Genomic DNA, 24,718 nt, shown 5'->3' with positions numbered 1-24,718 from the left:
CAATAACACAAATGTTGTGTTGAAAAATCCATTTTGATTACCTTCCGTTGTCTGCTATACTGTGAACAATTATTCGATTACCCTATTTTTGAATCAATGGATCGGAGGAATTGTAAGCATGTTTTTACACGGTACTAGCAAGATTAACGATCAGGGGCATTTGGAAATCGGCGGGTGTGACACATCCGATTTAAAAGCTCAATATGGAACACCACTATATATTGTAGACGAGCAGTCGGTTCGTAATCGCTGCCGGGAATACATCGAGGCCTTCAAGGCGTCCGGCTTGAAGTTCCAAGTCGCGTATGCAAGTAAAGCGTTTTGCGTGATGGCTATGTGCCAATTGGCTGACCAGGAAGGTATGTCGCTTGACGTCGTTTCCGACGGAGAGCTGTACACCGCACTTGAGGCCGGATTCCCGGTAGAACGGATTCATTTCCACGGAAATAATAAAACGCCGGAAGAGATTGAGATGGCGCTGGATGCGGAAATCGGCTGTTTCGTTGTCGATAACGTAGTTGAGCTGCATATGCTGCAAGCGATTGCTGCCGAGAAGAACCAGAAGGTCAACATTTTGCTTCGCGTGACACCGGGAGTTGAGGCTCATACGCATGAGTATATCTCAACAGGCCAAACGGATTCGAAATTCGGCTTCGATATCGGTAACGGCTCAGCTTATGAAGCGGTGAAACTTGCCGAGGCTCAAGCGAATATTCATCTGATGGGCATTCATTCCCATATCGGTTCCCAGATTTTTGAGGTAGAAGGCTTTCAGATGGCTGTTTCACGCGTTGCAGAATTTGCGGCCAAGGTCAAGGCGGGACTCGGCATCACGTTCAAGGTTGTAAATCTTGGCGGCGGATTTGGAATCCGATATGTGGACGGGGACACTCCGCTTCATGTATCCGACTACGTAAAAGCGATTACGGATGCGGTGAAAGCCCACTTCGCCGGCATTGACAGCACGCTCCCTGAAATTTGGGTAGAGCCAGGGCGCAGTATTGTCGGTGAAGCAGGCACCACCCTATATACGGTGGGCACAAGCAAAGATATTCCCGGGGTCCGTAAATACGTTGCCGTAGACGGCGGAATGACGGACAACCCGCGTCCGGCGCTGTACGAATCAAAATATGAAGCGCTGCTCGCGAACCGGGCGAATGAGAAGCCGGAAGAAACGGTATCCATTGCCGGCAAGTGCTGTGAGAGCGGAGACATGCTGATCTGGGATCTGGAGCTTCCGAAGGTAGCAACAGGCGATTTGCTGGCCGTATCCTGCACAGGCGCATACAACTATTCCATGGCTAGCAACTACAACCGGATTCGTAAACCTGCGGTTGTATTCGTGAAGGACGGACAGAGCAAGCTGGTGGTACGCCGCGAGTCGCTTGCGGACATTATCAGCCACGATGTAGTGCCGGCAAGTGTAACCAAAGAAACCGTAACGAGCTAAACGGAAGTTTGTATTACGGCTCTAACATCCTAGAGAGCCCGCCAATGCCACCGGCTGCGGTCAGGGCTCTTTGGCATGCCTTGGATGATATACAAATGTGCAAACGGGGACAAGATCGTTTTGCTTCGAGGCTCAATTCATAGTAAACTATAGAATGCATTGTAAAAAAATCGATTGAAGCGTTCTAATAACGGAAGGAGATAACACATATGGCTAAAAAAGCGAAGATTACATTGGAGAACGGCAAAGAGGTAGTGCTGGATCTGTTTGAGAACGATGCACCGAACACGGTAGCTAATTTTGAGAAATTGGCAAACTCCGGTTTTTATAACGGTCTTGTATTTCATCGCGTAATCCCTGGGTTCGTGGCTCAAGGCGGTTGCCCACAGGGAACGGGAACCGGCGGTCCTGGCTATACCATCAACTGCGAGATCAACCCTAACAAGCATGAGCGTGGCAGCTTGGCCATGGCGCATGCCGGCCGCAACACGGGCGGAAGCCAGTTCTATGTATGCTACGAGCCGCAGCCGCATTTGGACGGTCAACATACGGTGTTCGGTAAAGTCGTTGAGGGCATGGAGTACGTGGATGCATTCAAAGGCCGCGACAAAATGGAAAAAGTAGAAGTATACGAGGCATAAAAATAGCTTCTGCTCAGGACAGGCTCACTCTTAAGGGTGAGCCTGTTTTTATTGTTATCCCGGTAGGAGTTACGCAGGGTCGGGAAAGAATTGACGAAGCTCTTCCGGAACAGGCCGGCTTTTACGAGTATGTACATCCATCGCCACACTGGTAACGGCGGCATCCGCGCAAAGCTCTCCCTGTTCGTTGTAAATCTTCTGAATCAGCACATAACTCGTACGACCCACAGAATGCGGTTCGGTCACGATGGTCAGCCGTTCGCCTTGGCCGCACTCCTTGCGGTAATTGATGTTGATATTGACGGTAACGGTCTGGACGCCAAGCCGTTTCAGCATATCATATTGAAGACCTCCTGCTTCATACCATTCCTCACGGCCCCACTCCAGATATTCCAGGTATTTGGCGTTGTTTACATGTCCGTTCACGTCGATTTCCGTAGGACGGACGATAATGTCCAGCGAAGTTTTCATCGTAGAGCGCTCCTTTTTCACTGTAACTAGTTCCGGTATTTATCTTCTCTAAACTGTTCTCCCTTGGGGGAGTATTCTCCTTCTATAGTTACACATATGTTGGCATTAAAGTTATGTACTTTAAAAAAGTTAGTTGTTTTTTCTTGCAATTATCAAAAGGTGGTGATAAGATTCTTCATAAGATCAAACAATTTCATATGTTTTATCCTTCGGGGCAGGGTGAAATTCCCTACCGGCGGTGATGAACGCAGTGATTGAGCTTTTGAAAGCAGATGGCTGCGTCTTAGTCCGTGACCCGGATATGCGTGTGTAGTTACACACCGTATGCGGTGGACCTGGTGAAAATCCGGGACCGACAGTATAGTCTGGATGGGAGAAGGAGTGAGAGACACATAGGCAACATGTGCTATTTGTGTCTATGCACACAACGTGATATGCGTTATGTGCAGGTTTTCACATGCAATTCAAACCTGTGCTTGCGATAATAGGATGTCGCCGGTAACGGATTTGGGTCGTTTGTTATAGGCAAAACCTGCATTCATGACGGTTATTTAGTGTGTCAATTATGAACTTCCATCAAGCCCTGTTAAGGATTCCCCGAATCTTTGGCAGGGCTTTTTTATGTGAGCATTCGGAAAGGGGCATGTTTACCATGGATATCGTCAACGATGAATTCTATATGTCACTTGCGCTGGACCTGGCTGAACGTGCTCAGGGTCAAACCGGGATAAATCCGGTTGTCGGCTGTGTTGTTGTTAAGGATGGTGCGCTTGCAGGGGTGGGAACGCATTTGGAGCGGGGAACACCGCACGCTGAGGTTCATGCCCTGAATATGGCCGGCAGCAAAGCAGCGGGCAGTACCGTGTACGTGACACTGGAGCCCTGCAGTCACTATGGTACGACGCCGCCTTGCAGCGAGAGGCTGATTGCCGAGGGTGTTCAGCGAGTGGTTGTTGCTTGCGAGGACCCCAATCCTCTGGTTGCGGGCAAAGGGATTCAGATGCTGCGCGCTGCGGGAATCCGGGTGGAGACCGGTGTCCTTAAGGAACGTGCGCTTCGCTTGAACGAAACCTTCATTAAATTCATTACAACGGGTCAGCCCTTCGTAACGTTAAAGACGGCCAGCACGTTGGACGGCAAGATCGCTTCAAAAACCGGCGATAGCAAGTGGATATCTAATGAAGTTTCAAGAGAGCTTGTGCATACGCTGCGTCATCGTCATCAAGGCATCATGGTTGGCGTGTCGACAGTGATCGCGGATAACCCAAGCCTGACGACGAGACTTGGCGTGGAAGGCTTGCATCCGATCAGGATCATCGTGGATTCCAGCTTGCGAATCCCGCTCGACAGCCATGTCGTGACTGACGGATTGGCGCAAACGTGGATCCTGACGACGGAGCAGGCCGATGAGACGAAGCGGTCCGTGCTGGAAGAGCAGGGAGTTCAGGTCATCCCCTGCGGGCCAGGACCACGTGTGGATCTAAAGACTGCACTGGCGAAGCTGGGGCAGAAGGGGGTTGCCTCCATTTTGCTGGAAGGTGGCGGCACGCTGAATGGCTCGATGCTGGAACAGAAGCTGGTGGATCGGCTCATCCAGTTCATCGCCCCCAAGATTATCGGTGGATACGATGCCCCGGGGAATTACATGTTCAGCGGGTATGAGCAGATGAATCAAGCGATTCAGCTGACAGGACTTGAGATCGAAAGACTGGACGACAATATTTACGTCACCGGGATTCCGGTCTGGAAATAAGGAGAAGAAAGGAGGGAAGCCTGTGTTTACTGGATTGGTTGAGGAGATCGGCGAGATGAGGCGCATCGGACGGAAAGGCGAAGCCATGCTGCTGAGCATTTCCGCTAGCCGGATTATGGATGATTTAAAGCTTGGGGACAGCGTATCCGTTAATGGCGTCTGCTTGACAGCCACAACGATTGACAAAGGAATATTTACGGTCGATGTGATGCCGGAAACCTATAGAAATACCAACCTTAAGGAGCTGCAGCCAGGCGGAAAGGTGAATCTGGAACGGGCGATGGCGGCCGGAGGCAGATTTGGAGGCCATATCGTTCAGGGGCATGTGGATGGCGTCGGCGTCATTCGGAATGTGCAGGCAGATCAGAATGCCGTGGTATACGAGATTGCGCCCGCGAATCGGGACGTATTCAAATATATCATTCCGAAAGGCTCTGTCACACTGGATGGAATCAGCTTGACCGTTGTCAAAACAACAGATTCCTCCTTTACGGTATCGATCATCCCCCATACGCTGGCGGAGACGGTGCTGGCTTATAAAAAAGCAGGCGATACGATTAATATCGAATGCGACATTTTAGGGAAATATGTAGATCACCTGCTGAATTACGGCTCAGAAGGGGCCGTGAGCAATGGCGGCACAAAACCGGGAATCAGCAGGGATTATCTTGCGGAGCATGGATTTGCTTAAGCTGGGTGATTCACATAGAGTCTCCAAGAGGAAGAAGGAGGAGCAGCGATGGATGAGCGTTTTTCATTTCATACAATCGAAGAGGCGTTAACCGATTTAAAGGAAGGCAAGGTTGTCATTGTCGTAGATGATGAAGACCGTGAGAATGAGGGCGATTTTATCGCATTAGCCGATAAGGCAACCCCGGAGGTCATTAATTTTATGATCACCGAAGGCCGTGGGCTGGTATGTTTGCCGATGACGCAGGCCAGAGCCCAGGAGCTCGACCTCAAACCGATGGTTACCCAAAATACCGACTATCATGGAACGGCTTTTACGGTCTCCATTGATCATAAGGACACTACCACCGGCATATCGGCCTATGAGCGGTCCATCACCGTCAAAGGTATTTTGGATTCGAATGCATCTGCCTCCGATTTTCGAAGACCGGGTCATATGTTCCCGCTGATCGCAAAAGATGGAGGCGTCCTGCGCCGGGCAGGACATACGGAGGCCGCTGTCGATCTTGCCAGATTGAGCGGGTCCTATCCGGCCGGCGTCATCTGCGAGGTAATCAAGGAAGACGGCACAATGGCACGGCTGCCGGACCTTGTGGAGATTGCGAAGAAGCATGATCTGAAGCTGATTAGCATCAAGGATCTCATTCATTACCGCAATGAAAAAGAAAAGCTTGTTCAGCGAGAGGTAGCTGTGCGGATGCCGACCGACTTCGGCGTGTTTCAGGCGGTGGCCTATACCAACGATGTGGACAATAAAGAGCATGTAGCCTTGGTAAAAGGGGAGATTGATGGGAATGAGCCCGTCCTCGTGCGCGTGCATTCCGAGTGCCTGACAGGAGACGTATTTCACTCCCATCGCTGCGATTGCGGTCCTCAATTCGAGGCGGCCCTCCGCCAAATCGATGAAGCGGGCAGAGGCGTACTTCTCTACATGCGCCAGGAAGGTCGGGGCATCGGCTTAATCAACAAACTGAAAGCCTACAAGCTCCAGGAAGAGGGACTCGACACCGTGGACGCCAACCTGAAGCTCGGCTTTGCGGCAGATCTGCGTGATTACGGTATCGGAGCCCAAATCTTGAAGGATCTGGGGATCAGAAAGATCCGGCTGCTGACAAACAATCCGCGCAAAATCAAGGGCCTCGAAGGTTACGGCCTGGAGGTGGTCGAGCGCGTTCCGATCCAAATGCCGGAGAACGAGGATAACACGGGCTACCTGCATACCAAGCAAGCCAAGCTCGGTCATATGCTGAAGTTCAGCGATATCGAGCAGAACGAGAGCACCAACTAATCACCACATAACAAAAGGTCAATCATGGGGAGGGCCGACTTCGTGGAGTGACCCAGCGAAGAGGACGGAATGCTGCTGGAGAAGCGGTAGCGGTCGCCTTTAACTCCTGATTTCCACCTTAAAAAAATAGATCATGAAATCAGGAGTTAACAGCGATCGGAAGCAGCAGCCGTCAGCGCAGCGGAAACAAGAACCGAAGTCATTCCCGCCAAGTTTGACCTTATATAAACTCCAAACCGAAAGGAAGTTTTCCATCATGGCAACTATATTTGAAGGTAAATTAGTATCCGAGGGTCTGAAGTACGGTATCGTCGTAGGTCGTTTCAACGAATTCATCACCAGCAAGCTGCTGAGCGGCGCACTGGACGCATTGAAGCGCCACGGCGCACAGGATAACGAAGTGGACGTCGCATGGGTGCCGGGTGCGTTTGAAATCCCGCTCATTGCCCAAAAAATGGCAGAGAGCGGCAAATACGATGCAATCATCACCTTAGGAACCGTCATTCGCGGCTCCACTACGCATTATGATTATGTGTGCAACGAAGTGGCTAAGGGGGTATCCGCCATTAACCTGAAGACCGGTGTACCAACGATTTTCGGTGTCGTCACGACGGAGAATATCGAACAAGCCGTGGAGCGTGCGGGAACGAAGGCTGGCAATAAAGGCTGGGATTCCGCCATGGCAGCCATCGAGATGGCGAACTTGACGAAAAGCCTAAAATAGTGCTTATTTAATGTAGTGCTCTTTTTTTAGAGCACTACATTTTATTTTTTTGGCGGGAGGATTCACCGTGACCGTATTATACAAGCTGGAAACGTTTGAAGGACCGCTCGATCTGCTGCTGCATTTGATTGATAAAGCGGAAATCGACATCCAGGATATTCCCGTCAGCGAGATTACCGAACAATACATGGCCTATCTGCACAACATGCAGGAGCTGGAGCTGGAAATTACGAGTGAGTTTCTGGTGATGGCTGCAACGCTGCTGTCTATAAAGAGCAAGTTATTGCTTCCGAAGCCTCCGGTTATCGAGATGGACGAGTTTGATTTTTATGAAGAAGATGACATGGATCCGAGAGCAGAGCTCATTGCCAAGCTGATCGAATACCGCAAGTACAAAGGCATCGCCCGCCATTTGCATGATAAGGAATGGGAACGAAGCCTGATGTATTCCAAGGAAGCCGAAGACCTCACGCCTTACATGCCGGAAGTGGAAGAAAATCCGGTGCAGGGATTACATATTTCGGATTTGATCGCTGCTTTTCAAAAAGCATTAAGCAAAGCAGTCAAACGCACATCGTATGCCCGCATTCAGCGGGATGAAATATCGGTTAAGGACCGGATTCGTCAGGTCGTGCATGCCCTGGAGGAGGTTGGGCCAGGAGGCAGGATTCTGTTCTCCAAGCTGCTTCACGAAGAGATGGTGCGGCATGAAATCGTGGTAACCTTCCTGGCCATTTTAGAATTGATGAAAATGAAGCAAATTTTGTGCTACCAAGAGAAGTTGTTTGAAGATATCGTCATGGAGTGGAGAGGGGAAGGACGCATTGATGGATTATCCGAAGCTGAAATCGATTATTGAGGGGCTTCTGTTCCTGTCAGGAGAAGAGGGCTTGTCGGTTAGGCAAATTGCTGAGATCACCGAGCAGTCGGATGGCCTGGTTGGCGAAGCGCTTGAGGACATGAAGGAAGAATGGGAGCGTTATGAGCGAGGGATTCAGATCATACAAATTGCGGGGAGCTACAAAATCGCTACGCTGGCCGAACATGCTCCGTATTTCGAGCGCCTGGCGTATTCGCCTTCTCGCTCCTCCTTGTCGCAAGCCGCACTTGAAACACTCTCCATCGTTGCCTATCGTCAGCCGATTACGCGCGTAGAGATTGAAGACATCCGCGGCGTCAAGGCCGAACGGGCGATCCATACGCTGGTAAGCAAAGGATTGATCGAGGAAGTTGGACGCGCCGAGGCGATTGGCAGACCGATTTTATATGGAACAACCAAGTCTTTCCTGGAATATTTCGGACTTGCCAATATCAAGGATTTGCCGGAGCCGTCGCAATTTGAGGATAATGATAATTTGGAAGAGGAAACGCAGCTGTTGTTCGATAAGCTTGACGGTCGTCAGCTTACGTTCGATGATGTAGAGGAGAGTTAGCCATTATACAACACAATAGGTTGTAATAGAATCCTGGGCGTGGAGAAATCCACCGTCCGGGATTTTTTTATGTCACTTGCGAATATTTGAAATCAGGGACTTGGAATAGTTTCGCATCATTTGGGGGCGCTTTTGCCATACTAAGCCAAGCGGATTACATTTTACTAAGTACGTCTTGGGGGTTACTTCGTGAGGGTATGGATGATTCTGGCGGTCGGTTTGGTCGTTCTCCTCATCGTATTGCTGGTCGTTGTGCTGTGTTCCAAGGTAACGATTAAGCTGGATGTGGTTCTAAGAAAAGATGAATATAAAGTGTTGGCAGAAATTAAAATGATCTTCGGATTAATTACGCGCAAATATGCAGTCCCCTTTCACCTGGCGAACGGTGGGATCGAATTAAAAAAGGAGACCGTTCCCGTAGACCAGGGAATTCCACTCGGTTCGAAAGAGCAGAAGGATTCTCCAAGCAGAACCATTCGATACAGGGACTATGCGCGAGCATTGTTGTCTACTAAAGGTTTCAAAAAATGGATGAGGCAGACGATGGCGGCCGTTCATCTCATGGATGTGCGCTGGTCAACCCGGATTGCGCTTGAGCATGCGGCCGATACGGCGGTAGCGACCGGGCTGCTGCATGGCATCAAGCATACGCTTCTGGGATGGATGTCGTACCGTCTGATCATGGAAGAGCTGCCCCAAATCGATGTGGTGCCAATCTTTAACGGTCCGCCGCAAATTTCCACAGAGCTAAACTGCATAGCGAAAATCTCCTGCGGAAAAGCTATGTATGCTGGACTGGTACTTATAGTTCGCGTGTTAAAGGTGAAAGGAGGAATTAGATCATGGCAGAACACCCTATTCAAGGCTTGATGCAAACGGCTATGGAAAACATCAAGGGAATGGTGGACGTTAATACGATTGTAGGCGACCCGGTGAACACACCTGACGGCAGCGTTATCCTGCCAATCAGTAAAGTGGCTTTTGGTTTCGCTGCCGGCGGTAGCGACTACAACGTTGAGGCGGGAGGCATACACTCAACTACCACTAATGGGACGCAACACGATCACAGTGCCCTTCCTTTTGGCGGCGGCAGCGGCGGTGGCGTGTCCATACGGCCGATTGCTTTCCTAGTCGTGGGTAAAGAAGGCGTGCACATCGTGCCGCTCGACAATCAAACCCATCTGTTTGAACGGATTATTGATGCGACACCGTATTTACTCGATCAAATCCAGTCGATGTTTCAATCAGGCAGCAATGCCGCGAACGACACCACACCTCCGCCTGCGTACTGACGGAGCAAGCAAATCCCTTTCGTTCATAACGAAAGGGATTTTTGCTGTGAAGATTAGTGAATGTATAAGCTTTCAGCCGAGGCTAGACTCAAACCGATCATGGCTGGAAAAACTCTACTTTATCGGGGGCGGTCTTGGGGAAAGTACGTTGACAGACGTTTCTATTGCGAAATGGACATACCTTTAGCGTGAACGACATATACTTGTACAAGATTTCTGAACACCGGAGGATAAAATGATGAAAATGAAATGGACGAACTGCAAGTCTTTGATATCCATGTTGATGGTCATAAGCTGCTTGCTGGTTACGGCTGTCCCCGTGCATGCAGAGCATGAGAATGGCCCTACCAATCATGCGCAGGCAGCTGCGCTGATTGATGTCACTTCCGGTAGAGTGCTGTACAGCAAGAACGGGGACGAGCGTTTGAGAATCGCAAGCCTAACCAAGATCATGACCGCTATCGTGGCCATTGAACACGGCAAGCTGGACGACCGCGTCAAGGTCTCCAAAAATGCTTTTGCCAAAGAGGGCTCCTCACTCTTCCTGAAGCTTGGTGAGGAGATGACGCTTGAGAATTTGCTGTACGGCTTAATGCTGCGATCAGGCAACGATGCCGCGACGGCGATTGCCGAACATGTCGGGGGGACGGAGGAAGGCTTTGTGTTGCTGATGAACGAGAAGGCGGCCGGACTCGGCTTGACGAACTCGCATTTTATGAATCCCCATGGACTGGATCATGATGAACATTACTCTTCTGCTAATGACGTAGCCAAACTGACGGCGTATGCCCTCAAGAACCCTATCTTTAGCGAGATTGTCAAAACCCCGACGAAGAAAGCGCCCAATCCGAATGAAGCGTGGGACTACAAATGGGATAACAAAAACAAGATGCTTCGTTTCTACGAGGGAGCGGACGGCGTCAAAACCGGTTACACCAAAAAAGCATTCCGCTGCCTGGTGAGCTCTGCCACCCGAAACGGTCAACAGATTGCGGCGGTCACGCTGAATGACGGCAACGATTGGAATGACCATTCCAAGATGCTGGATTATGGATTTGCTCATTTTCCACTGAAAAAGGTTACGGAGAAAGGGCAGAAGATCCAGGGCTATTCACTCGTCACGGGCAGTTCCTTTACATATGCATTTGCGCATGATGAGGAAGCACGCCTAGTGAAGAGACTGGTCCTGCATAAAGCGAGCAAACCTGACTTGTCTTTCGGACTACGGGGTCATATTGAACTGCTGCTGGATAATGTCAGCATCGGCAAAGTTCCAGTCTATGCGGAAGGAAGCAAGCTTCCTGAAGTCCCTGAGGTTTTGCAGAAGTCCAGAAGCACATCCGGACCACTCGGTTCGTTGTCGCTGTGGCAGTCTGCAGGAGAAGTGCTTAGGCATCTGTTCAGGGCCAAATCATAACTAGCCATCGCTAAAGAGATCGTGGATTCTCACGGAGCGGGGCAGCAAACGGGGGCGAAGAGATGATCAATTTGATTTGGATGGGGATGATACTGATCGGCGTTTGCTTTGCGGCAGTGAACGGGAACATCGAAAGTGTTACAAAAGCCGCATTTGACGGAGCCCAGACGGGAGTGACTGTCTCCTTCGGTCTCATCAGCATACTGGTGTTCTGGCTTGGCATGATGCGACTGGCAGAGGATGCGGGCCTGCTGAAGAAGGTTGCCAAGCTGCTGGGCCCGGTTGTCCGTTTCCTGTTCCCGGATGTACCGAAGAATCATCCTGCTATGGGATATATATTGTCTAACATGAGCGCCAATTTGTTCGGTCTGGGCAATGCGGCAACTCCGATGGGAATCAAAGCGATGCAGGAGCTTCAGAAGTTAAACCCGGATAAGGAAACAGCTTCTCCGGCGATGTGTACGCTGCTTGCATTAAACACGGCCAGCATTACGCTGATACCGACAACGCTAATCGCAATCAGGTTAAATTATGAGTCCGCCAATCCTTCGGAAATTGTCGGTACCACGCTTTTGGCCACCGCGGTTGCAACGGCTGCCGCCATAATGGCTGACCGATGGTATCGAAGAAGGACGATACGCCGCCAGAAGCCGCCGGGAATCGGTACAAGCCTGAACCCGGATGTGAAGGGGTGATGAGTCTTGCTATCATGGATTAATATCGTGTCCGCTTGGTCTATTCCCATTATTATCGCATTCATTCCGCTTTATGCTTATACGCGCAAAGTGCCCGTATATGAATCGTTTGTGGATGGAGCCAAGGACGGCTTCTCCACAGCGATTGGGATTATCCCGCACTTGGTCGGCATGATGGTAGCCATTAGCGTATTTCGATCTTCTGGTGCGCTTGAGTTTTTTGTGGGTTGGACGGGCCCCTTTCTGCAATCGCTAGGGGTACCGAGCGAGATTTTGCCTTTGGGAATTCTCAGGCCGTTGACGGGCACAGGCTCTCTCGCGTACACGACTGAATTGATTCGGGCATACGGTCCGGATTCCATGATTGGCCGAATCGCGTCGACTATACAGGGGAGCACAGATACGACCTTGTATGTTCTGACCGTCTACTTTGGCGCCGTCGGAATCCGCAACGGCCGGTATGCGCTGAAGGTGGGGCTGTTCTCCGATTTGATCGGTTTTATTGCGGCGATTGCCGTCTGTCTGCTGGTGTTCGGATAATTAAGATCATGCGGGCGGTCTGAGTAAGACGGAGCGTTTTTTCTATGTAACAGGACGTATGCCTATACCCTCGATTCCATCGCGTCATATACTGCTGCAGTTACAAATTGTAGTAGGGGTGATGAAATGGAATTCGAGGGTTTTGTTATTCATCATACCGTGTGCGAGCGGGAACCGCGGAACTGGGATTTTAAAATCCATCCAGACGGCTCGGTCTCTTCTTCATCCATGCTCGTTCAGCCGGGGCAGATTCACATCTGTCTGGAGGGCGACTTCAATATCGGCTACCAGTCCATGTCGCTGGACCAGAAAACACAGCTGTTTACCGCCAGCAAAATCATTTTGGAGCTATCCAGACTCCATGATATTTCCCCGTTATACTTGTTTCCTCACTCCGACACCTGTCCCGGGGCACATTTTCCATGGAACGCGCTTGTGATTTATCCTGTCGATGGTTATCATTAGGAATGAGGTGACCTAACGAACATGGAGAGATTACAGAAAATTATGGCACAGGCCGGAGTCGCTTCCCGCCGCAAGTGCGAGGAATTGATTCTTGAAGGCAAGGTGCAGGTAAACGGAGAGACCGTTACCGAACTCGGCACGAAGGCCGATCCAGCCCAGGATATCATTACGGTTTCAGGCAAACCGATAAAGAATGAGAAAAAGGTATACATTATGCTGAATAAGCCGAAGGGAGTCATTACGAGCGCTTCTGATCCCGAAGGCCGAAAAATTGTATCGGATTATCTCAAGGGCATTAAAGAGCGGGTATATCCGATTGGACGTTTGGACTATGATACAGAAGGACTCCTGCTGCTGACCAATGACGGCGAATTTGCCAATCTGCTCAGCCACCCTAAATATCATGTACCCAAGACTTATTTGGCTACCGTGAAAGGGGTGCCCCATGGCACCGAACTGGACAAGCTTCGCCAAGGGATTATGCTGGAAGACGGCATGACGTCTCCTGCCGAGGTGGAGTATAAGGATGTGGATCCGGATAATAAACAATCCGTCATATCGATTACCATTCATGAGGGCCGCAACCGTCAAGTGAGAAGGATGTTCGAAGCGATTTCCCATCCGGTCACGCGGTTGAAGCGGATATCTTACGGGGATCTGCTGCTGCAAAATTTAAAACGGGGCTTGTACCGCCATTTGACAGCGGATGAAATCAACCAGCTCCTGCAGATGGCGAAATCCGCTAAGCCGGGCGGGAAACCGAAGAGAAAACGTTAAACCCGACACATAATATTCAAAATGGCGAGCGGCGTTTATGACAAATTTCGTTATAATTGTTCATAGGATGTTCACACCCGTAGTATACGATATGATGAATGTCATAGAAAGGAAGCTGCTGCTTTATGGGCAAATCAAAGAAAAGCGTACAGATTGTGATTCTGCTTGCCATTATCCTGGTTGGAGTGTACGCCATTGCAACCGTTGTATTCGGCTCTGATGAGGTTCCCAAAGTGGGTCAAAAGGCAGCGGATTTTGAACTTCTAGGCATGGATGGCGGCGTACATACCATGAGTGAATACGAGGGTAAGGCCAGGGTGATTAATTTCTGGGGCACCTACTGTCCGCCATGCGTGCGGGAAATGCCGGCTCTTCAAGCTCAGTGGGAGAAATGGAGCAGTCAAGGCGTGGAGATCATCGGAATTAATGTGGGAGAGAACAAAATGACCGTTGAGAATTTCGTTGCTCAAACCGGCGTAAAGTTCCCCATACTGATGGATCCGAAACGGAATGCTGTTGCCAGCTTCGGGGTTGGGCCCATGCCAACCACCTTTTTTGTTACGGCCTCTGGCAAGATTGACCATATTCGTATAGGCGAACTGGATTTGAACACCCTTGATAAACAAATTGAACAGTTGGTGAATGCGAAATGAGTCAAGGTTCCAAGCCTTTGATCCAGAACACGAAGTGTGATTGTGGACACCAGAATCCAACGGGGACGGTCCTCTGCGAAGCTTGCGGGAAGCCGCTGACCGAGGAAGCGGAGGCCCAGCCGATTCTGGAAATGCGGTATGACGGCGTTGCTCGTCGATCACAGAAAGAAAACCCCAGTATGATCGATCGGGTATGGAATTTCTTTTCTTCGGTAAAAGTAGCAATATATCTGATACTGCTTACGCTGATCGGCTCCTCGCTAGGAACCATCTTGCCGCAGGAAAGCACATTCCTTAATATTGACCCCTCCGTTTATTACAAAGAGGAGTACGGACAGCTGGGGCATATTTATTACTTGCTCGGGCTGTCTCATACATACACTTCATGGTGGTTCGTGCTGCTGCTTGTCATGATCGGCGCATCGCTTGTCATTTGCAGTCTTGACCGGGTCCTGCCCTTGTACAAAGCGCTCAGCAGACAGCGGATTCCGAAGCACATGTCCTTCCTTACCCGCCAGAAGGTGGTATACCAAGGTCATGTTGATGAAGACGGTGCCGACTGGGTTGAACGGGTAAAACCAATCATTAAGAAGAAGGGTTACCGCGTGCGTACGGATGGCGGGACCCTACTAGCCGAGAAGCAACGGTTCAGCCGCTGGGGCCCTTATGTTCTTCACATCGGTCTGATTATTTTCCTGCTTGCAGTTCTTGGACGGAATCTTCCTGGACTGCATATGGACGAGCACATGGCTTTTCCTCAAGATGAACCTGTGCACATCAAGAACACCAGTTACTATTTATTGAACGATGGGTTTAAGGTGGAGTTCTACACCGAGGACGATATGCCTGAGGAATTTAAAGGCAAGAATAAAGTATTGCCGAAGGAGTTCCAAACCCAGGCGATCCTGTATATGTGCGAGGCCAATTGCGACGATTTTGATAAAAAGCCTCAGCTCGTGGAATTGACACGCCATAACATTGAGGTGAATCATCCGCTCAATTATAAAGGGTTAAAAGCTTATCAATTCGATTATGATCTGACCCCGATTCTCCGTTCGGTTTCGCCGGTGCTGATTAACAGTAAGAGCGGGAAGGAATACGGCAAAATCACATTGTCGATCGACGATCCTCAACGAGAGTATCAGGCGGGAGAATATACGTTAACGCTTACACAATCCTTTACCGATTTTGGTCTTGGCGATAACGGTAAACCGGTAAACCTGTCACCTAACCCGAATGCGCCTGCATTCTTATTTCTGATTAAGGGACCTGAACTTCCGAAGGAAGGCATCCAATATTTCTACTTCCCTAAACAGATTGATAAGGAACGCTTTAATCAGGAAGCGATCAATGCACAGCTGGCGGGTGGGGAAGCGCTCGTACAACTGGATGTACGGAGCATGGACGATGTGGACTTTTCGGAATCTACGACTTATCTGAATATTCGTGTGGATAAAGCCATGCCGTTCATTTGGATTGGTTGTTTTATCGGTATGCTCGGCCTGATCATGGGCTTTTATTTCACCCATCGCCGGATCTGGCTGCGTATTGATAACCAAACGCTGACCCTTGGCGCACATACGAACAAGAACTGGTTTGGGCTTCGCAAGGAGATCTCCGCGATCCTCAAGCAAATGAATATCGAAGTCGATGAAAAGTCATTGGAGAATAACAGGGGGACTAAGCATGAATCTAATTGATTTTAGCGGCAACGCATTTATCGTTGCTTTTACCTTGTATTGTGCGGCATTTATCATGTATGCACTTGCTGTTATGGGACGACGGTTCCGCAAGCGGGACCCGGAAGCCCATTTGGCTAAATGGGGGAAAATTGCATTTGTGACGGCATCGATCGGTTTGATCGGACATCTGCTGTACTTCTTTACGAGATGGGCGGGCTCTGGACATGTGCCTGTTAGCAACATGTATGAGTTTATGACCTTCTTGTCGATGGCAATCATGATTGCCTTCCTCATACTTTATTTTATCTACAAAAAATCGCTGCTCGGATTGTTTGCACTGCCGCTGGCTATTCTGATCATGGCGTATGCAGCTGTGTTTCCGCAGGAGGTGCAGCCGCTCATTCCTTCGCTTCAGTCCTATTGGCTGGGGATTCACGTAACCTTGGCTGCGCTGGGTGATGCATTTTTCGCGGTCGGTTTTATTGCCGGCTTGATGCACCTGCTCCGTACCGTTAACTTTAGTGGAACAGACAAGGGCGCGCGCAGGGAACAGCGCTGGCTTGAACTCTGCATGTTTGCCATCGTGATCCTGATCGGATTTATTTTATCGGTATACTGCTTCCGTGCGAGCGGATATCAGGCTGAATTCAACCAGACTTTGGTTGACCCGAAGACAGAAAATAGTACAATAGTAAAAGTGGAATATAACATGCCACCGCTTGTCGCACCTTATAAAAGCGAAACGGAGAGCATGCAGTCCTTCTTGGGCATGAAATCTCCACTCATGGAAGCTCCGTCCTGGATGCACGGCGCGAATGCTGGACGTAAGCTGAATACGGTGATGTGGTCGCTGATCACGGGGTTAATCCTGTACGGATTGCTCCGCCTTATCCTGCGCAAGCCGCTGGCCAAGTTCATTCAGCCTGCCCTTAATAGATTGGATCCGGACGATCTGGATGAAATCAGTTATCGCGCCATTGCGATTGGGTTCCCGGTATTTACGTTGGGAGGTCTCATATTCGCCATGATCTGGGCAGAAATTGCATGGGGCCGGTTCTGGGGCTGGGATCCGAAGGAAGTATGGGCGCTTATTACATGGTTGTTCTACAGCGTGTACCTTCATCTCCGGTTATCGCGCGGGTGGCAGGGTAAACATTCGTCCTGGCTGTCCGTTATCGGCTTTATCGTGGTCATGTTTACGCTGGTCGGCGTCAACTTGATTATCGCGGGTCTGCATTCCTATGCGGGAACCGATTAATGTAAATCGAATAGCAGTGAATGATCAATCAGAAGGGCCCTTTCTTAATCAAGAGGGCCGCTTCTGATTTTCCCTATAAAAATGAAGGAGTTGGCTGCCAATGTCAGAGCACGGAAATCGCATACTAGTTGTTGATGATGAAGAACGGATTCGCCGATTGTTAAAAATGTATTTGGAGAAGGAAGGGTATGAAATCGAAGAGGCGGAGGATGGAGAAACTGCTCTTCGCAAAGCAAGCTCCGAAGATTACGGGCTCGTCATTCTGGATGTGATGCTGCCCGGGATGGATGGTGTCGAAGTATGCACACGTCTCCGTCAGGTGAAGTCTACGCCTATTCTCATGCTGACTGCCAAGGGTGAGGAGATCAATCGCGTACAGGGATTTGAAGTGGGAGCCGACGATTATGTTGTAAAGCCGTTCAGTCCGCGCGAGGTGATCTATCGTGTTAAAGCGATTTTACGCCGCTCATCCGCTACGGCTTATTTGAGCAAGGAACCGAACCCAAGCAACAGCATTGTTTTCCCGCATTTGATCATTGAACATGATGCTCACCGGGTGACGGCCGGAGGGCATGAAATCAGTTTGACGCCGAAGGAGTATGAGCTTCTGCACTACCTGGCCTCGTCCCCGGACAAAGTATTCTCTCGCGAAGAACTGCTTAAGGACGTATGGAACTATGAATTTTTCGGCGATCTTCGCACCGTCGATACCCACGTAAAGAGGCTGCGCGAGAAGTTAAATAAGGTATCCGCGGAATCCGCGGCGATGATTACGACCGTATGGGGAGTAGGCTACAAGCTGGAGGTACCGAAGTAACGTGAGTTTCTGGAGATCACTCGTCGGCAAGTTGTGGATTACGATAACCTGTTTAGTGGCGTGCGTACTGCTGACGCTCGGATTATTTTTGCTCCCCTATATCGATACCACGTTTGCGAATTCGGATGCCATCAAACGTTTATTTACTTATGTGGCCATTATCGGTTTTTCGATGACCACCTTTTTCGGGTTGTTTCTGTTAACGAAGATTACGCAGCCCATGCAGCAGCTTATTGAGGCAGCCAACGATATCCGCAAAGGGAAGTACGGCACTCGGTTAAATCTGGTGACCAGCGATGAAATTGGCGAGTTGGCCAATACGTTCAATCATATGGCGGCAGAGCTGGAAACGAATATCCGTAATTTAAACCATGAGAAGGAGCATCTGTCCAGTGTGCTGAGAAGCATGAGCGACGCGGTGATTACTTTTGATAATCATGGACAGGTCATTCTGGTGAACCCGCCAGGGCAGGAAATCATGAAAACCTGGAAAGGGCTGCAATGGGATGATGAGCTGCAGGGCGGTGGCTGGGCGGCCGATGTCATGCCAAAACCGCTCAGTGAGCTTTATTATGCTACCGTGAACGAAGGAAAGGACCAAAGCGCTGATCTGCATGTGAAGCAGGGAATATGGTCAGCCCATATGGCTCCCTTATATTCGGATGAGGTGATCCGCGGCGCAGTTGTCGTGTTAAGAGATATTACCGAGCAAGTTACGCTGGAGAAGATGCGTACGGATTTCATCGCCAACGTGTCGCACGAAATCCGTACACCGCTGTCCATGATGCAGGGCTACAGTGAAGCGCTGCTTGACGGAATGGCAGCTTCACCGGAAGAGGGCAGAGAGCTGATACAGGTGATTCATGAGGAATCGCTTCGTATGGGGCGACTGGTGAAGGATCTGCTTGATTTAACCCGTATGGAAGCGGGGCATGCAGAGCTGTCCCTGCGGGAGATGGATGCAGGTGAATTGTGTGAAAGGGTATACCGGAAGTTCACTGTTCGTGCCAAGGAGCGCGGCATTGATCTTCAGCTTAACAAACTTCACTCGAATCTTATACTCGAAGCGGCGGATGAAGATAAGCTTGAACAGGTGCTGACCAATCTGCTGGACAACGCTTTTCGTCATACACCTTCAGGCAAGCAGATTCGTATCATTGCGGATCGGATTACCGAATCGAACATGGAGGCTCTCCAGGTGAAGATTAGCGACCAAGGTGTCGGTATTCCGCCTGAAGACCTGCCTTTTGTTTTTGAGCGATTCTACAAGGCCGATAAAGCGCGTGTGCGGGGGGAGACGGTGGGAACCGGTATAGGCCTCGCCATCGTTAAAAACATCGTGACAGCGCATCATGGCACGATTAACGCAACAAGTGTAGTAGGCGAAGGAACGGTGTTTACGATGATCATTCCAACAAAATCGGCAGAATCTTAGGGAATGTCTCCACAAAAGACAAAACACGCTCACAGGGAGCGTGTTTTTTTGTTGAAATTAAGAGGTTAATCTTGTTCTACGTGGAACAATGATTAACCCCTTATATCTTATAGCTGGCCTGAATTTAGCCCAGCGCGATTTGGTGCGCGCTGTTCAGTTCCGACAGCCCGGTGAGCTTGATCAGAACGTTTTTAGGAACGTCTTTATCGACCGTTAGCAGCATAATTGCTTCCCCGCCGATGACTTTACGCCCGACCTGCATGGAGGCGATGTTGACATCGTTCTCGCCGAGCAGCGTTCCTACACGACCGATAAGGCCCGGTTTGTCGTTATGGGAGATCAGAATCAGATGACCTTCCGGAGAGATATCGACCGGGAATTTATCCAGACGGACGATCCGTTCGCCGTAACCTAGGAGGAGGGTACCTGCAACATTTCGCTCCAAACCGTTTTGCGTTTTAAGCGTAACGGTAACGAGGTTGGTAAAGTCTTTGGTTTTTGGTGTCTGGGACACAACGACGTGCAGATCACGGCTCTTCGCCAAATGCATGGAGTTTACAATATTCACTTCGCTTCCGAGGTGGCGTTCCAGCACACCCTTCACGATGTATCGGGTCAGGGCTTGCGTATCGACTTCAGCCAGCTCGCCTGCATAGTCAACGTGAATCTCCTTCACCGCGTGTGCGGTGATCTGAGCAGCTACACTGCCCAGTTTCTCGCCGAGCGAGAAGTATGGCTGCAGCTTGTTCATCACGCTGGCCGCTACAAGCGGGAAGTTGACCGCATTCTTAAACGGCTCGTTGCGCAGGATATGAAGCACTTGTTCCGATACATCAATCGCAACGTTCTCCTGAGCCTCAACGGTAGATGCACCCAAATGCGGGGTTACAATAACCTTTGGATGGTTCAGGAATGGATGATCACTTTCAGGCGGCTCATGTTCGAATACGTCAAATGCCGCTCCGGCAACAATGCCTTCGTCGATCGCTTCCACGAGGGCACGTTCGTCAATAATGCCGCCACGGGCGCAGTTCACGATGCGCATGCCGCGCTTCATGACTTCGAATTGCGGTCTTGCGATCATATGGCGGGTTTCCGGCGTAAGCGGGGTATGGACCGTGATGAAGTCTGCGCTGCGGATAATGTTATCCACCGAGGAGAGTGTCACGCCCAGTTTGTCCGCACGCTCTTCCGTCAGGAACGGATCGAAGGCAAGGATGTTCATGCCGAAAGCCTTGGCACGTTTAGCTACCTCGCTGCCAATCCGTCCCATTCCCATTACGCCCAGCGTTTTGTTGCGCAGCTCAACGCCAAGGAAGGATTTGCGGTCCCAGGATCCGCCTACCGTCTTGGCATAGGCCTGAGGAATGTGGCGGGCGAGGGCAATCATCATGGCAAATGTATGCTCTGCTGTGGTAATCGTGTTACCGTCAGGTGCATTAATAACAACGATCCCGCGTTTCGTAGCGGCTTCAAGATCAATATTGTCAACGCCAACACCAGCACGGCCGACAACCTTGAGATGGGTTCCTGCATTCATAATGCGTTCTGTCACACGTGTCTGACTCCGCACGAGGAGCCCGTCATATTCACCGATAATGGCAGTGAGCTCATCTTCATTAAGCCCCGTTTTTTTGTCTACCTGCACATCGGCGGCATCCATTAACTGCTGGATCCCCAAATCACTGATCGGATCCGATACCAATACTTTAAACATGGTTTCTCTTCCTCCTTAAAATCCTCTATAAATTGCGGTATTGCAATATTGAATAAGGATTACGCTGGGCGTATTCCGTTATACACCAAAGATTCCAATAAAGCTGTAAGAGGTCTATACAGATTTGACGCGGTGTCGTGGCAAAGAGACAGGAACATAAAAAAACTCCCAATCCGCATACTACCTCCGTAGTAAGGGACGAGAGTTATTCGTGGTGCCACCCTTATTCGCTGCCAAGATGCGGCAGCCTCAAGCGGTCTGTTCAGACCATGATTGGTAACGGATATCATCCGATTTGCGCCTACTTCAAGTTTCAGCGAAATATCTCAGGAACGCTCAAGAATACTCTCACGCCACCGATTTACACCAACCATCGGCTCTCTGAGGACGTTACAGCTTCTCTTTTCCATCATCGGTTTTCACAGATTAATTTTTTCATAATGTATCATGGCTCTAACATTGTGTCAATAGGTGTTTATTCCGCCCATAGGCCTTATAGTAGGGGAAGAAACAAGGGTTAGCCTTGAATGTCATGCCGTTAATTTGCTATGATGCATATGCCCGCCTATGATTGAATTATTCTGATATTACTATGGTTGTCCACGAAAATAATCTTTAAAAATCAAGATGAAAGACAGGCCCATCTTCTATGAAAAAATTTAAAATACGCGTAAAACGAATTGAGGCCCATCAATTAAATGATCGGCTGCTGCTTATTAATCTGTATCTTACCCAAGCATTGACGCTAATTGCAGGTTTGATCTGGATCCTGTTTCAGCAGAGGAATCCCTTTGGGCTCTTTGTCATTCCGAAGGATATCGAGTTTGTTTATTGGGGGCTCGGACTTGCAGGAGCAATGCTGGTCGTGGACTTTGTATTATCCCGGTTTGTGTCAGAGGATAGTATGGACGATGGCGGAATCAATGAAATGTTGTTCCGGAAAAGGCCGGTTTGGCATATTTTTGTTATAGCTCTGATCGTATCCATCTGCGAGGAGTTATTGTTTCGAGGAGCCATCCAGCATGCGTTCGGACCGTATTGGACAAGTATCTTGTTCGCACTTATTCATGTCAGATATTTAAAACATTGGCTTCCAACCGGGTGGGTTTTCTTGAGCAGTTACGGTCTGGGGTACGTCTATATTCAAACGGGTACCATTTGGGCGCCCATCCTGTGCCATTTTCTGATTGATTTCATATCAGGAATGTTGATTCGGTTTCGGAGGAAAGAGTAACATGAACGAACTTAGCAGAATGCAGCGACATCAGAACCGAAATAAAAGCCGCAAAAACAAGTCAACGGCTCAATCAGAAAAAAGAGCGGCAGCGAAATCGCGACAAGCAGAAGAAACAAGGAGTCGATCTAAATCGCCACCCTTCACAAGCTCCGTGGCACGAAAGCCCCAGAGCAGCAGTACAGGGGATGGATTGAGCCGTTCCAGATCGACCCGGTCCCGCCCGCGTCAAGCAGAGGAAGAAGCGTCTGCTCCTAAACGAACGAATACATATTCATCGTATCGCGTAAGAATGAGCAAATGGTTTGTGAACTCATTGATCGTCATTTTCATATTGTTAATGGTAGGTCTTCTGTGGTGGGGACTTATCGGAGCGCCTCCATTAAAGGAATTGATAAAGGAGTTATTATGAGTGTGTTGATGTGGATAGCAGGTGCTGCGGCACTCGGTGCAGGCGCTATCGGCTGGATGAGGGCTGAAGCCAGGGGTTATCGGGTGCGTGAAGAAGAAGTGGTATCCGAACGTATCCCTCACTCGTTTGACGGGTTTCGGATATTGTTCATCACCGATATACATCGCAGACAATTATCAGAAATGAAGTTATTATCCAATCTATCATCGGTGGATTGCGTACTGCTTGGAGGAGATATTACGGAAAGAGGAGTGCCCCTTCAGCGGATGAGGCATAATATGTCGGTGCTGGTCCGTATCGCACCCGTGTATGCAGTCTTGGGGAATCATGATTTGAATGCAGGCAAGGACGCCGTCCGTAAAGTATTGCGAGAGAGCGGCGTTACTCTGCTGAATGACAAGACTGTTACGTTAAAGCGCAGTAATGAGCTTATGGTTCTCAGCGGGGTAAGGCAGCCGGCAAGCCGGAAGCACCCGTACACCAAATTTCGGGGGAATGCAGCCGAAGACCAGTATCACATTATTCTGGTGCATGATCCAATATGGGTCAAAGACAAGGAAGCGGTGCATGGGGATCTCGTGCTGGCAGGACATACCCATGGGGGACAGATTGTACTGCCAATTGCTGGAGCCGTTCGATTGACGCGCTTCTACAAGAAGTTTAAATCCGGGTGGTATACGCTGCCGAGAAAGGCGGGCGAAACCGAACATTCTTCCAGGATGCTGATCAGCCGGGGATTCGGTACTTCCCATATCCCGCTGCGCTTGCAATGTCCAGCAGAATATCATGTGATTACATTACGCAAAAAACCTTAATTCGATCGCCAGATGATGACGGCAGAATTAAGGTTTTTGTGTTTTCTCGGATTATCTTATTTTCGGATTACCTTATTTTAGGTTCGATGAATTGCGGATCCACGAAGCCATACCCTTTGGCTTCAAGCTTGGTCAGCATGGTATCGAGGGCCTCTACGGTCCACGGAAGCTCATGCATCAGAATGTTGCTGCCAGGGTGAAGCTGTTCCAGCACATTGCTGACTACGGCATCGGGTTTGTTTTTATTTTTGCTTTCCCAATCCAGCGAACCGTTGGACCAGGTCATGAACAGCAGGTTATGATTCAGGGCAACTTCCTTGACAGTATCTCCGCCGGAGCCGAACGGAGGACGGAAAAACTTCGGTTCCGTTCCGGTCGCTTCCTTGACGATTTGCTGCACATCCCCGATCTGTTTCTTCACTGTCTGTTTGGTTTCTTTTTTCAGGTCGATATGATCCCAGGAATGATTCCCAATGATTTGACCGCGGTCATGGATCAGTTTCAACAGCTCTGGATGCGCCTTTGCACGGTATCCATTGACGAAGAAAATCGCCTTGGCATTATGTTTATCCAGCGTGTCGATCATTTGGTTGATCATGGTTTCATCCTTGGGGCCGTCATCAAATGTGAGCAGCACTACTTTTTCGGGGACGGACTTATCATTGGGAACGATGCGATACACCTTATTCATGTGGTACTTCGGTTCAACCGGTGCCTCGGCATCGGGACTCTTGACGGATTCATCTGATGGGTCCGCGGATTTATCCACGTCAGGCTCGGCTTCAGGCTTGTCTGTTTCGGTCGGCTTCTCGGCACCTTCTTTCGGAGTGGACACCGCTCCTGAGGTTCCATTCTGCTGCGTTGCTCTGTCATTACCGACTTCCGTGGCTGTGCTTTGCTTCTGATCCATTCCGTTGTTGCCGCATGCGCTGAGCATAAGGCAGCAAGCCAGCAGAAGTACTGTTCGTTTTCTAACCATGATTCCATCTCACTTTCCTGTATTTATGTAGCATGAGTTCCTGACGGTGCGAGAACAATAATCTCGAGTTTATCATAGAA

General features: G+C 49.7%; 26 protein-coding genes, 1 riboswitch and 1 other annotated feature. Of the genes, 23 read left to right on the top strand and 3 right to left on the bottom strand.

The window, feature by feature from the left end:
- Window positions 1-118: 118 nt before the first annotated feature.
- Both lysA and ABEW73_RS11580 read left to right on the top strand, forming a co-directional pair.
- Window positions 119-1,450 carry a diaminopimelate decarboxylase gene (lysA, locus tag ABEW73_RS11585; protein WP_430170634.1) on the top strand — a complete coding sequence of 444 codons (1,332 nt, stop codon included), beginning with the start codon at window positions 119-121 and terminating at the stop codon, window positions 1,448-1,450.
- Window positions 1,451-1,659: 209 nt separating this feature from the next.
- Complete coding sequence (locus ABEW73_RS11580) at window positions 1,660-2,091, top strand: peptidylprolyl isomerase (protein ID WP_009595227.1); 432 nt, start codon at window positions 1,660-1,662, stop codon at window positions 2,089-2,091.
- 69 nt (window positions 2,092-2,160) lie between these two features.
- On the opposite strand, the gene ABEW73_RS11575 is transcribed toward ABEW73_RS11580, so the two are convergent.
- Window positions 2,161-2,562, bottom strand: coding sequence for an acyl-CoA thioesterase (locus tag ABEW73_RS11575; protein ID WP_430170633.1), 402 nt, complete (start codon window positions 2,560-2,562; stop codon window positions 2,161-2,163).
- 201 nt (window positions 2,563-2,763) lie between these two features.
- Window positions 2,764-2,947: riboswitch (FMN riboswitch) on the top strand.
- Between the two features lie 267 nt (window positions 2,948-3,214).
- On the opposite strand from ABEW73_RS11575, the gene ribD reads away from it, so the two are divergent.
- The 18 genes from ribD to ABEW73_RS11485 all read left to right on the top strand — a co-directional run bounded on the left by ribD (window position 3,215) and on the right by ABEW73_RS11485 (window position 19,481).
- Window positions 3,215-4,315 (top strand): bifunctional diaminohydroxyphosphoribosylaminopyrimidine deaminase/5-amino-6-(5-phosphoribosylamino)uracil reductase RibD, encoded by a 1,101-nt coding sequence (ribD, locus tag ABEW73_RS11570; RefSeq protein ID WP_430170632.1) that lies wholly within the window; start codon window positions 3,215-3,217, stop codon window positions 4,313-4,315.
- A 22-nt stretch (window positions 4,316-4,337) separates the two neighbouring features.
- The gene (ribE, locus tag ABEW73_RS11565) at window positions 4,338-5,006 is read left to right on the top strand and encodes a riboflavin synthase (RefSeq protein WP_430170631.1); all 669 of its coding nucleotides are present in this window, start codon (window positions 4,338-4,340) and stop codon (window positions 5,004-5,006) included.
- A 48-nt stretch (window positions 5,007-5,054) separates the two neighbouring features.
- Complete coding sequence (locus ABEW73_RS11560) at window positions 5,055-6,293, top strand: bifunctional 3,4-dihydroxy-2-butanone-4-phosphate synthase/GTP cyclohydrolase II (RefSeq protein WP_430170629.1); 1,239 nt, start codon at window positions 5,055-5,057, stop codon at window positions 6,291-6,293.
- Between the two features lie 256 nt (window positions 6,294-6,549).
- On the top strand, window positions 6,550-7,017 hold the full coding sequence (gene ribH, locus ABEW73_RS11555; protein WP_430170627.1) for a 6,7-dimethyl-8-ribityllumazine synthase: 468 nt from the start codon (window positions 6,550-6,552) through the stop codon (window positions 7,015-7,017).
- Window positions 7,018-7,084: 67 nt separating this feature from the next.
- The gene (locus ABEW73_RS11550; protein WP_430170625.1) at window positions 7,085-7,876 is read left to right on the top strand and encodes a segregation and condensation protein A; all 792 of its coding nucleotides are present in this window, start codon (window positions 7,085-7,087) and stop codon (window positions 7,874-7,876) included.
- Window positions 7,845-8,450, top strand: coding sequence for an SMC-Scp complex subunit ScpB (scpB, locus tag ABEW73_RS11545; RefSeq protein ID WP_430170623.1), 606 nt, complete (start codon window positions 7,845-7,847; stop codon window positions 8,448-8,450). Before ABEW73_RS11550 ends, scpB begins: the two co-directional genes overlap by 32 nt.
- Window positions 8,451-8,639: 189 nt before the next feature.
- Window positions 8,640-9,320 (top strand): DUF2953 domain-containing protein, encoded by a 681-nt coding sequence (locus ABEW73_RS11540; RefSeq protein WP_430170622.1) that lies wholly within the window; start codon window positions 8,640-8,642, stop codon window positions 9,318-9,320.
- Window positions 9,293-9,742 carry a GerW family sporulation protein gene (gene ytfJ / locus ABEW73_RS11535; RefSeq protein WP_430170621.1) on the top strand — a complete coding sequence of 150 codons (450 nt, stop codon included), beginning with the start codon at window positions 9,293-9,295 and terminating at the stop codon, window positions 9,740-9,742. The genes ABEW73_RS11540 and ytfJ overlap by 28 nt, the downstream gene beginning before the upstream one ends.
- Before the next feature lie 235 nt (window positions 9,743-9,977).
- Window positions 9,978-11,159: a D-alanyl-D-alanine carboxypeptidase family protein gene (locus tag ABEW73_RS11530; RefSeq protein ID WP_430170620.1), complete on the top strand. Its 1,182-nt coding sequence runs from the start codon at window positions 9,978-9,980 to the stop codon at window positions 11,157-11,159.
- 62 nt (window positions 11,160-11,221) lie between these two features.
- Window positions 11,222-11,854, top strand: coding sequence for a nucleoside recognition domain-containing protein (locus ABEW73_RS11525; protein WP_430170618.1), 633 nt, complete (start codon window positions 11,222-11,224; stop codon window positions 11,852-11,854).
- Between the two features lie 6 nt (window positions 11,855-11,860).
- Window positions 11,861-12,394, top strand: a complete 534-nt coding sequence (locus ABEW73_RS11520) for a spore maturation protein (RefSeq protein WP_283771771.1) — start codon at window positions 11,861-11,863, stop codon at window positions 12,392-12,394.
- 126 nt (window positions 12,395-12,520) lie between these two features.
- Window positions 12,521-12,859, top strand: a complete 339-nt coding sequence (locus ABEW73_RS11515) for an N-acetylmuramoyl-L-alanine amidase (RefSeq protein ID WP_098742998.1) — start codon at window positions 12,521-12,523, stop codon at window positions 12,857-12,859.
- A gap of 21 nt (window positions 12,860-12,880) precedes the next feature.
- Entirely contained in the window at window positions 12,881-13,636 is a 756-nt protein-coding gene (locus tag ABEW73_RS11510; RefSeq protein ID WP_430170617.1) for a pseudouridine synthase, read from the top strand.
- A 125-nt stretch (window positions 13,637-13,761) separates the two neighbouring features.
- Window positions 13,762-14,289 carry a redoxin domain-containing protein gene (locus ABEW73_RS11505; protein ID WP_430170615.1) on the top strand — a complete coding sequence of 176 codons (528 nt, stop codon included), beginning with the start codon at window positions 13,762-13,764 and terminating at the stop codon, window positions 14,287-14,289.
- On the top strand, window positions 14,286-15,989 hold the full coding sequence (resB, locus tag ABEW73_RS11500; protein ID WP_430170613.1) for a cytochrome c biogenesis protein ResB: 1,704 nt from the start codon (window positions 14,286-14,288) through the stop codon (window positions 15,987-15,989). Before ABEW73_RS11505 ends, resB begins: the two co-directional genes overlap by 4 nt.
- Window positions 15,976-17,229: a c-type cytochrome biogenesis protein CcsB gene (gene ccsB / locus ABEW73_RS11495; protein WP_430170612.1), complete on the top strand. Its 1,254-nt coding sequence runs from the start codon at window positions 15,976-15,978 to the stop codon at window positions 17,227-17,229. Before resB ends, ccsB begins: the two co-directional genes overlap by 14 nt.
- Window positions 17,230-17,329: 100 nt before the next feature.
- Window positions 17,330-18,046, top strand: a complete 717-nt coding sequence (locus ABEW73_RS11490; protein WP_009595176.1) for a response regulator transcription factor — start codon at window positions 17,330-17,332, stop codon at window positions 18,044-18,046.
- Window position 18,047: 1 nt separating this feature from the next.
- On the top strand, window positions 18,048-19,481 hold the full coding sequence (locus ABEW73_RS11485; protein WP_430170610.1) for an ATP-binding protein: 1,434 nt from the start codon (window positions 18,048-18,050) through the stop codon (window positions 19,479-19,481).
- A gap of 124 nt (window positions 19,482-19,605) precedes the next feature.
- On the opposite strand, the gene serA is transcribed toward ABEW73_RS11485, so the two are convergent.
- Entirely contained in the window at window positions 19,606-21,198 is a 1,593-nt protein-coding gene (gene serA, locus ABEW73_RS11480) for a phosphoglycerate dehydrogenase (protein WP_430170609.1), read from the bottom strand.
- A gap of 191 nt (window positions 21,199-21,389) precedes the next feature.
- Window positions 21,390-21,620: a binding site (T-box leader), on the bottom strand.
- A gap of 227 nt (window positions 21,621-21,847) precedes the next feature.
- Here serA and ABEW73_RS11475 point away from each other — a divergent pair.
- Genes ABEW73_RS11475 through ABEW73_RS11465 form a run of 3 tightly spaced genes read left to right on the top strand, consistent with a single transcriptional unit; the run spans window position 21,848 to window position 23,659 of the window.
- Window positions 21,848-22,432 carry a CPBP family intramembrane glutamic endopeptidase gene (locus tag ABEW73_RS11475; protein WP_215155955.1) on the top strand — a complete coding sequence of 195 codons (585 nt, stop codon included), beginning with the start codon at window positions 21,848-21,850 and terminating at the stop codon, window positions 22,430-22,432.
- 1 nt (window position 22,433) lies between these two features.
- A complete protein-coding gene (locus ABEW73_RS11470) occupies window positions 22,434-22,844 on the top strand; it encodes a hypothetical protein (RefSeq protein ID WP_430170607.1) in 411 nt (136 codons plus the stop codon).
- Entirely contained in the window at window positions 22,841-23,659 is an 819-nt protein-coding gene (locus ABEW73_RS11465) for a metallophosphoesterase (protein WP_430170606.1), read from the top strand. Before ABEW73_RS11470 ends, ABEW73_RS11465 begins: the two co-directional genes overlap by 4 nt.
- Window positions 23,660-23,726: 67 nt before the next feature.
- Here the strand turns inward: ABEW73_RS11465 and ABEW73_RS11460 are convergent, their stop codons facing one another.
- Complete coding sequence (locus ABEW73_RS11460) at window positions 23,727-24,638, bottom strand: polysaccharide deacetylase family protein (protein ID WP_430170604.1); 912 nt, start codon at window positions 24,636-24,638, stop codon at window positions 23,727-23,729.
- Window positions 24,639-24,718: the final 80 nt, after the last annotated feature.

This window comes from Paenibacillus lautus (genome assembly GCF_050482385.1).
Lineage (GTDB): Bacteria > Bacillota > Bacilli > Paenibacillales > Paenibacillaceae > Paenibacillus_AQ > Paenibacillus_AQ lautus_B.
This window is presented reverse-complemented; position numbering and strand designations above follow the sequence as displayed.

Bases quoted from the DNA above. Each gene is read 5' to 3' on its own strand.
- ABEW73_RS11505 (WP_430170615.1), top strand. From the start codon at position 13,762: ATGGGCAAATCAAAGAAAAGCGTACAGATTGTGATTCTGCTTGCCATT.
- serA (WP_430170609.1), bottom strand. From the start codon at position 21,198: ATGTTTAAAGTATTGGTATCGGATCCGATCAGTGATTTGGGGATCCAG.
- ABEW73_RS11530 (WP_430170620.1), top strand. From the start codon at position 9,978: ATGATGAAAATGAAATGGACGAACTGCAAGTCTTTGATATCCATGTTG.
- ccsB (WP_430170612.1), top strand. From the start codon at position 15,976: ATGAATCTAATTGATTTTAGCGGCAACGCATTTATCGTTGCTTTTACC.
- ABEW73_RS11510 (WP_430170617.1), top strand. From the start codon at position 12,881: ATGGAGAGATTACAGAAAATTATGGCACAGGCCGGAGTCGCTTCCCGC.
- ABEW73_RS11470 (WP_430170607.1), top strand. From the start codon at position 22,434: ATGAACGAACTTAGCAGAATGCAGCGACATCAGAACCGAAATAAAAGC.
- ABEW73_RS11575 (WP_430170633.1), bottom strand. From the start codon at position 2,562: ATGAAAACTTCGCTGGACATTATCGTCCGTCCTACGGAAATCGACGTG.
- lysA (WP_430170634.1), top strand. From the start codon at position 119: ATGTTTTTACACGGTACTAGCAAGATTAACGATCAGGGGCATTTGGAA.
- ytfJ (WP_430170621.1), top strand. From the start codon at position 9,293: ATGGCAGAACACCCTATTCAAGGCTTGATGCAAACGGCTATGGAAAAC.
- ABEW73_RS11490 (WP_009595176.1), top strand. From the start codon at position 17,330: ATGTCAGAGCACGGAAATCGCATACTAGTTGTTGATGATGAAGAACGG.
- resB (WP_430170613.1), top strand. From the start codon at position 14,286: ATGAGTCAAGGTTCCAAGCCTTTGATCCAGAACACGAAGTGTGATTGT.
- ABEW73_RS11475 (WP_215155955.1), top strand. From the start codon at position 21,848: ATGAAAAAATTTAAAATACGCGTAAAACGAATTGAGGCCCATCAATTA.
- ABEW73_RS11460 (WP_430170604.1), bottom strand. From the start codon at position 24,638: ATGGTTAGAAAACGAACAGTACTTCTGCTGGCTTGCTGCCTTATGCTC.
- scpB (WP_430170623.1), top strand. From the start codon at position 7,845: ATGGATTATCCGAAGCTGAAATCGATTATTGAGGGGCTTCTGTTCCTG.
- ABEW73_RS11465 (WP_430170606.1), top strand. From the start codon at position 22,841: ATGAGTGTGTTGATGTGGATAGCAGGTGCTGCGGCACTCGGTGCAGGC.
- ABEW73_RS11515 (WP_098742998.1), top strand. From the start codon at position 12,521: ATGGAATTCGAGGGTTTTGTTATTCATCATACCGTGTGCGAGCGGGAA.
- ribD (WP_430170632.1), top strand. From the start codon at position 3,215: ATGGATATCGTCAACGATGAATTCTATATGTCACTTGCGCTGGACCTG.
- ABEW73_RS11560 (WP_430170629.1), top strand. From the start codon at position 5,055: ATGGATGAGCGTTTTTCATTTCATACAATCGAAGAGGCGTTAACCGAT.
- ABEW73_RS11580 (WP_009595227.1), top strand. From the start codon at position 1,660: ATGGCTAAAAAAGCGAAGATTACATTGGAGAACGGCAAAGAGGTAGTG.
- ABEW73_RS11525 (WP_430170618.1), top strand. From the start codon at position 11,222: ATGATCAATTTGATTTGGATGGGGATGATACTGATCGGCGTTTGCTTT.
- ribH (WP_430170627.1), top strand. From the start codon at position 6,550: ATGGCAACTATATTTGAAGGTAAATTAGTATCCGAGGGTCTGAAGTAC.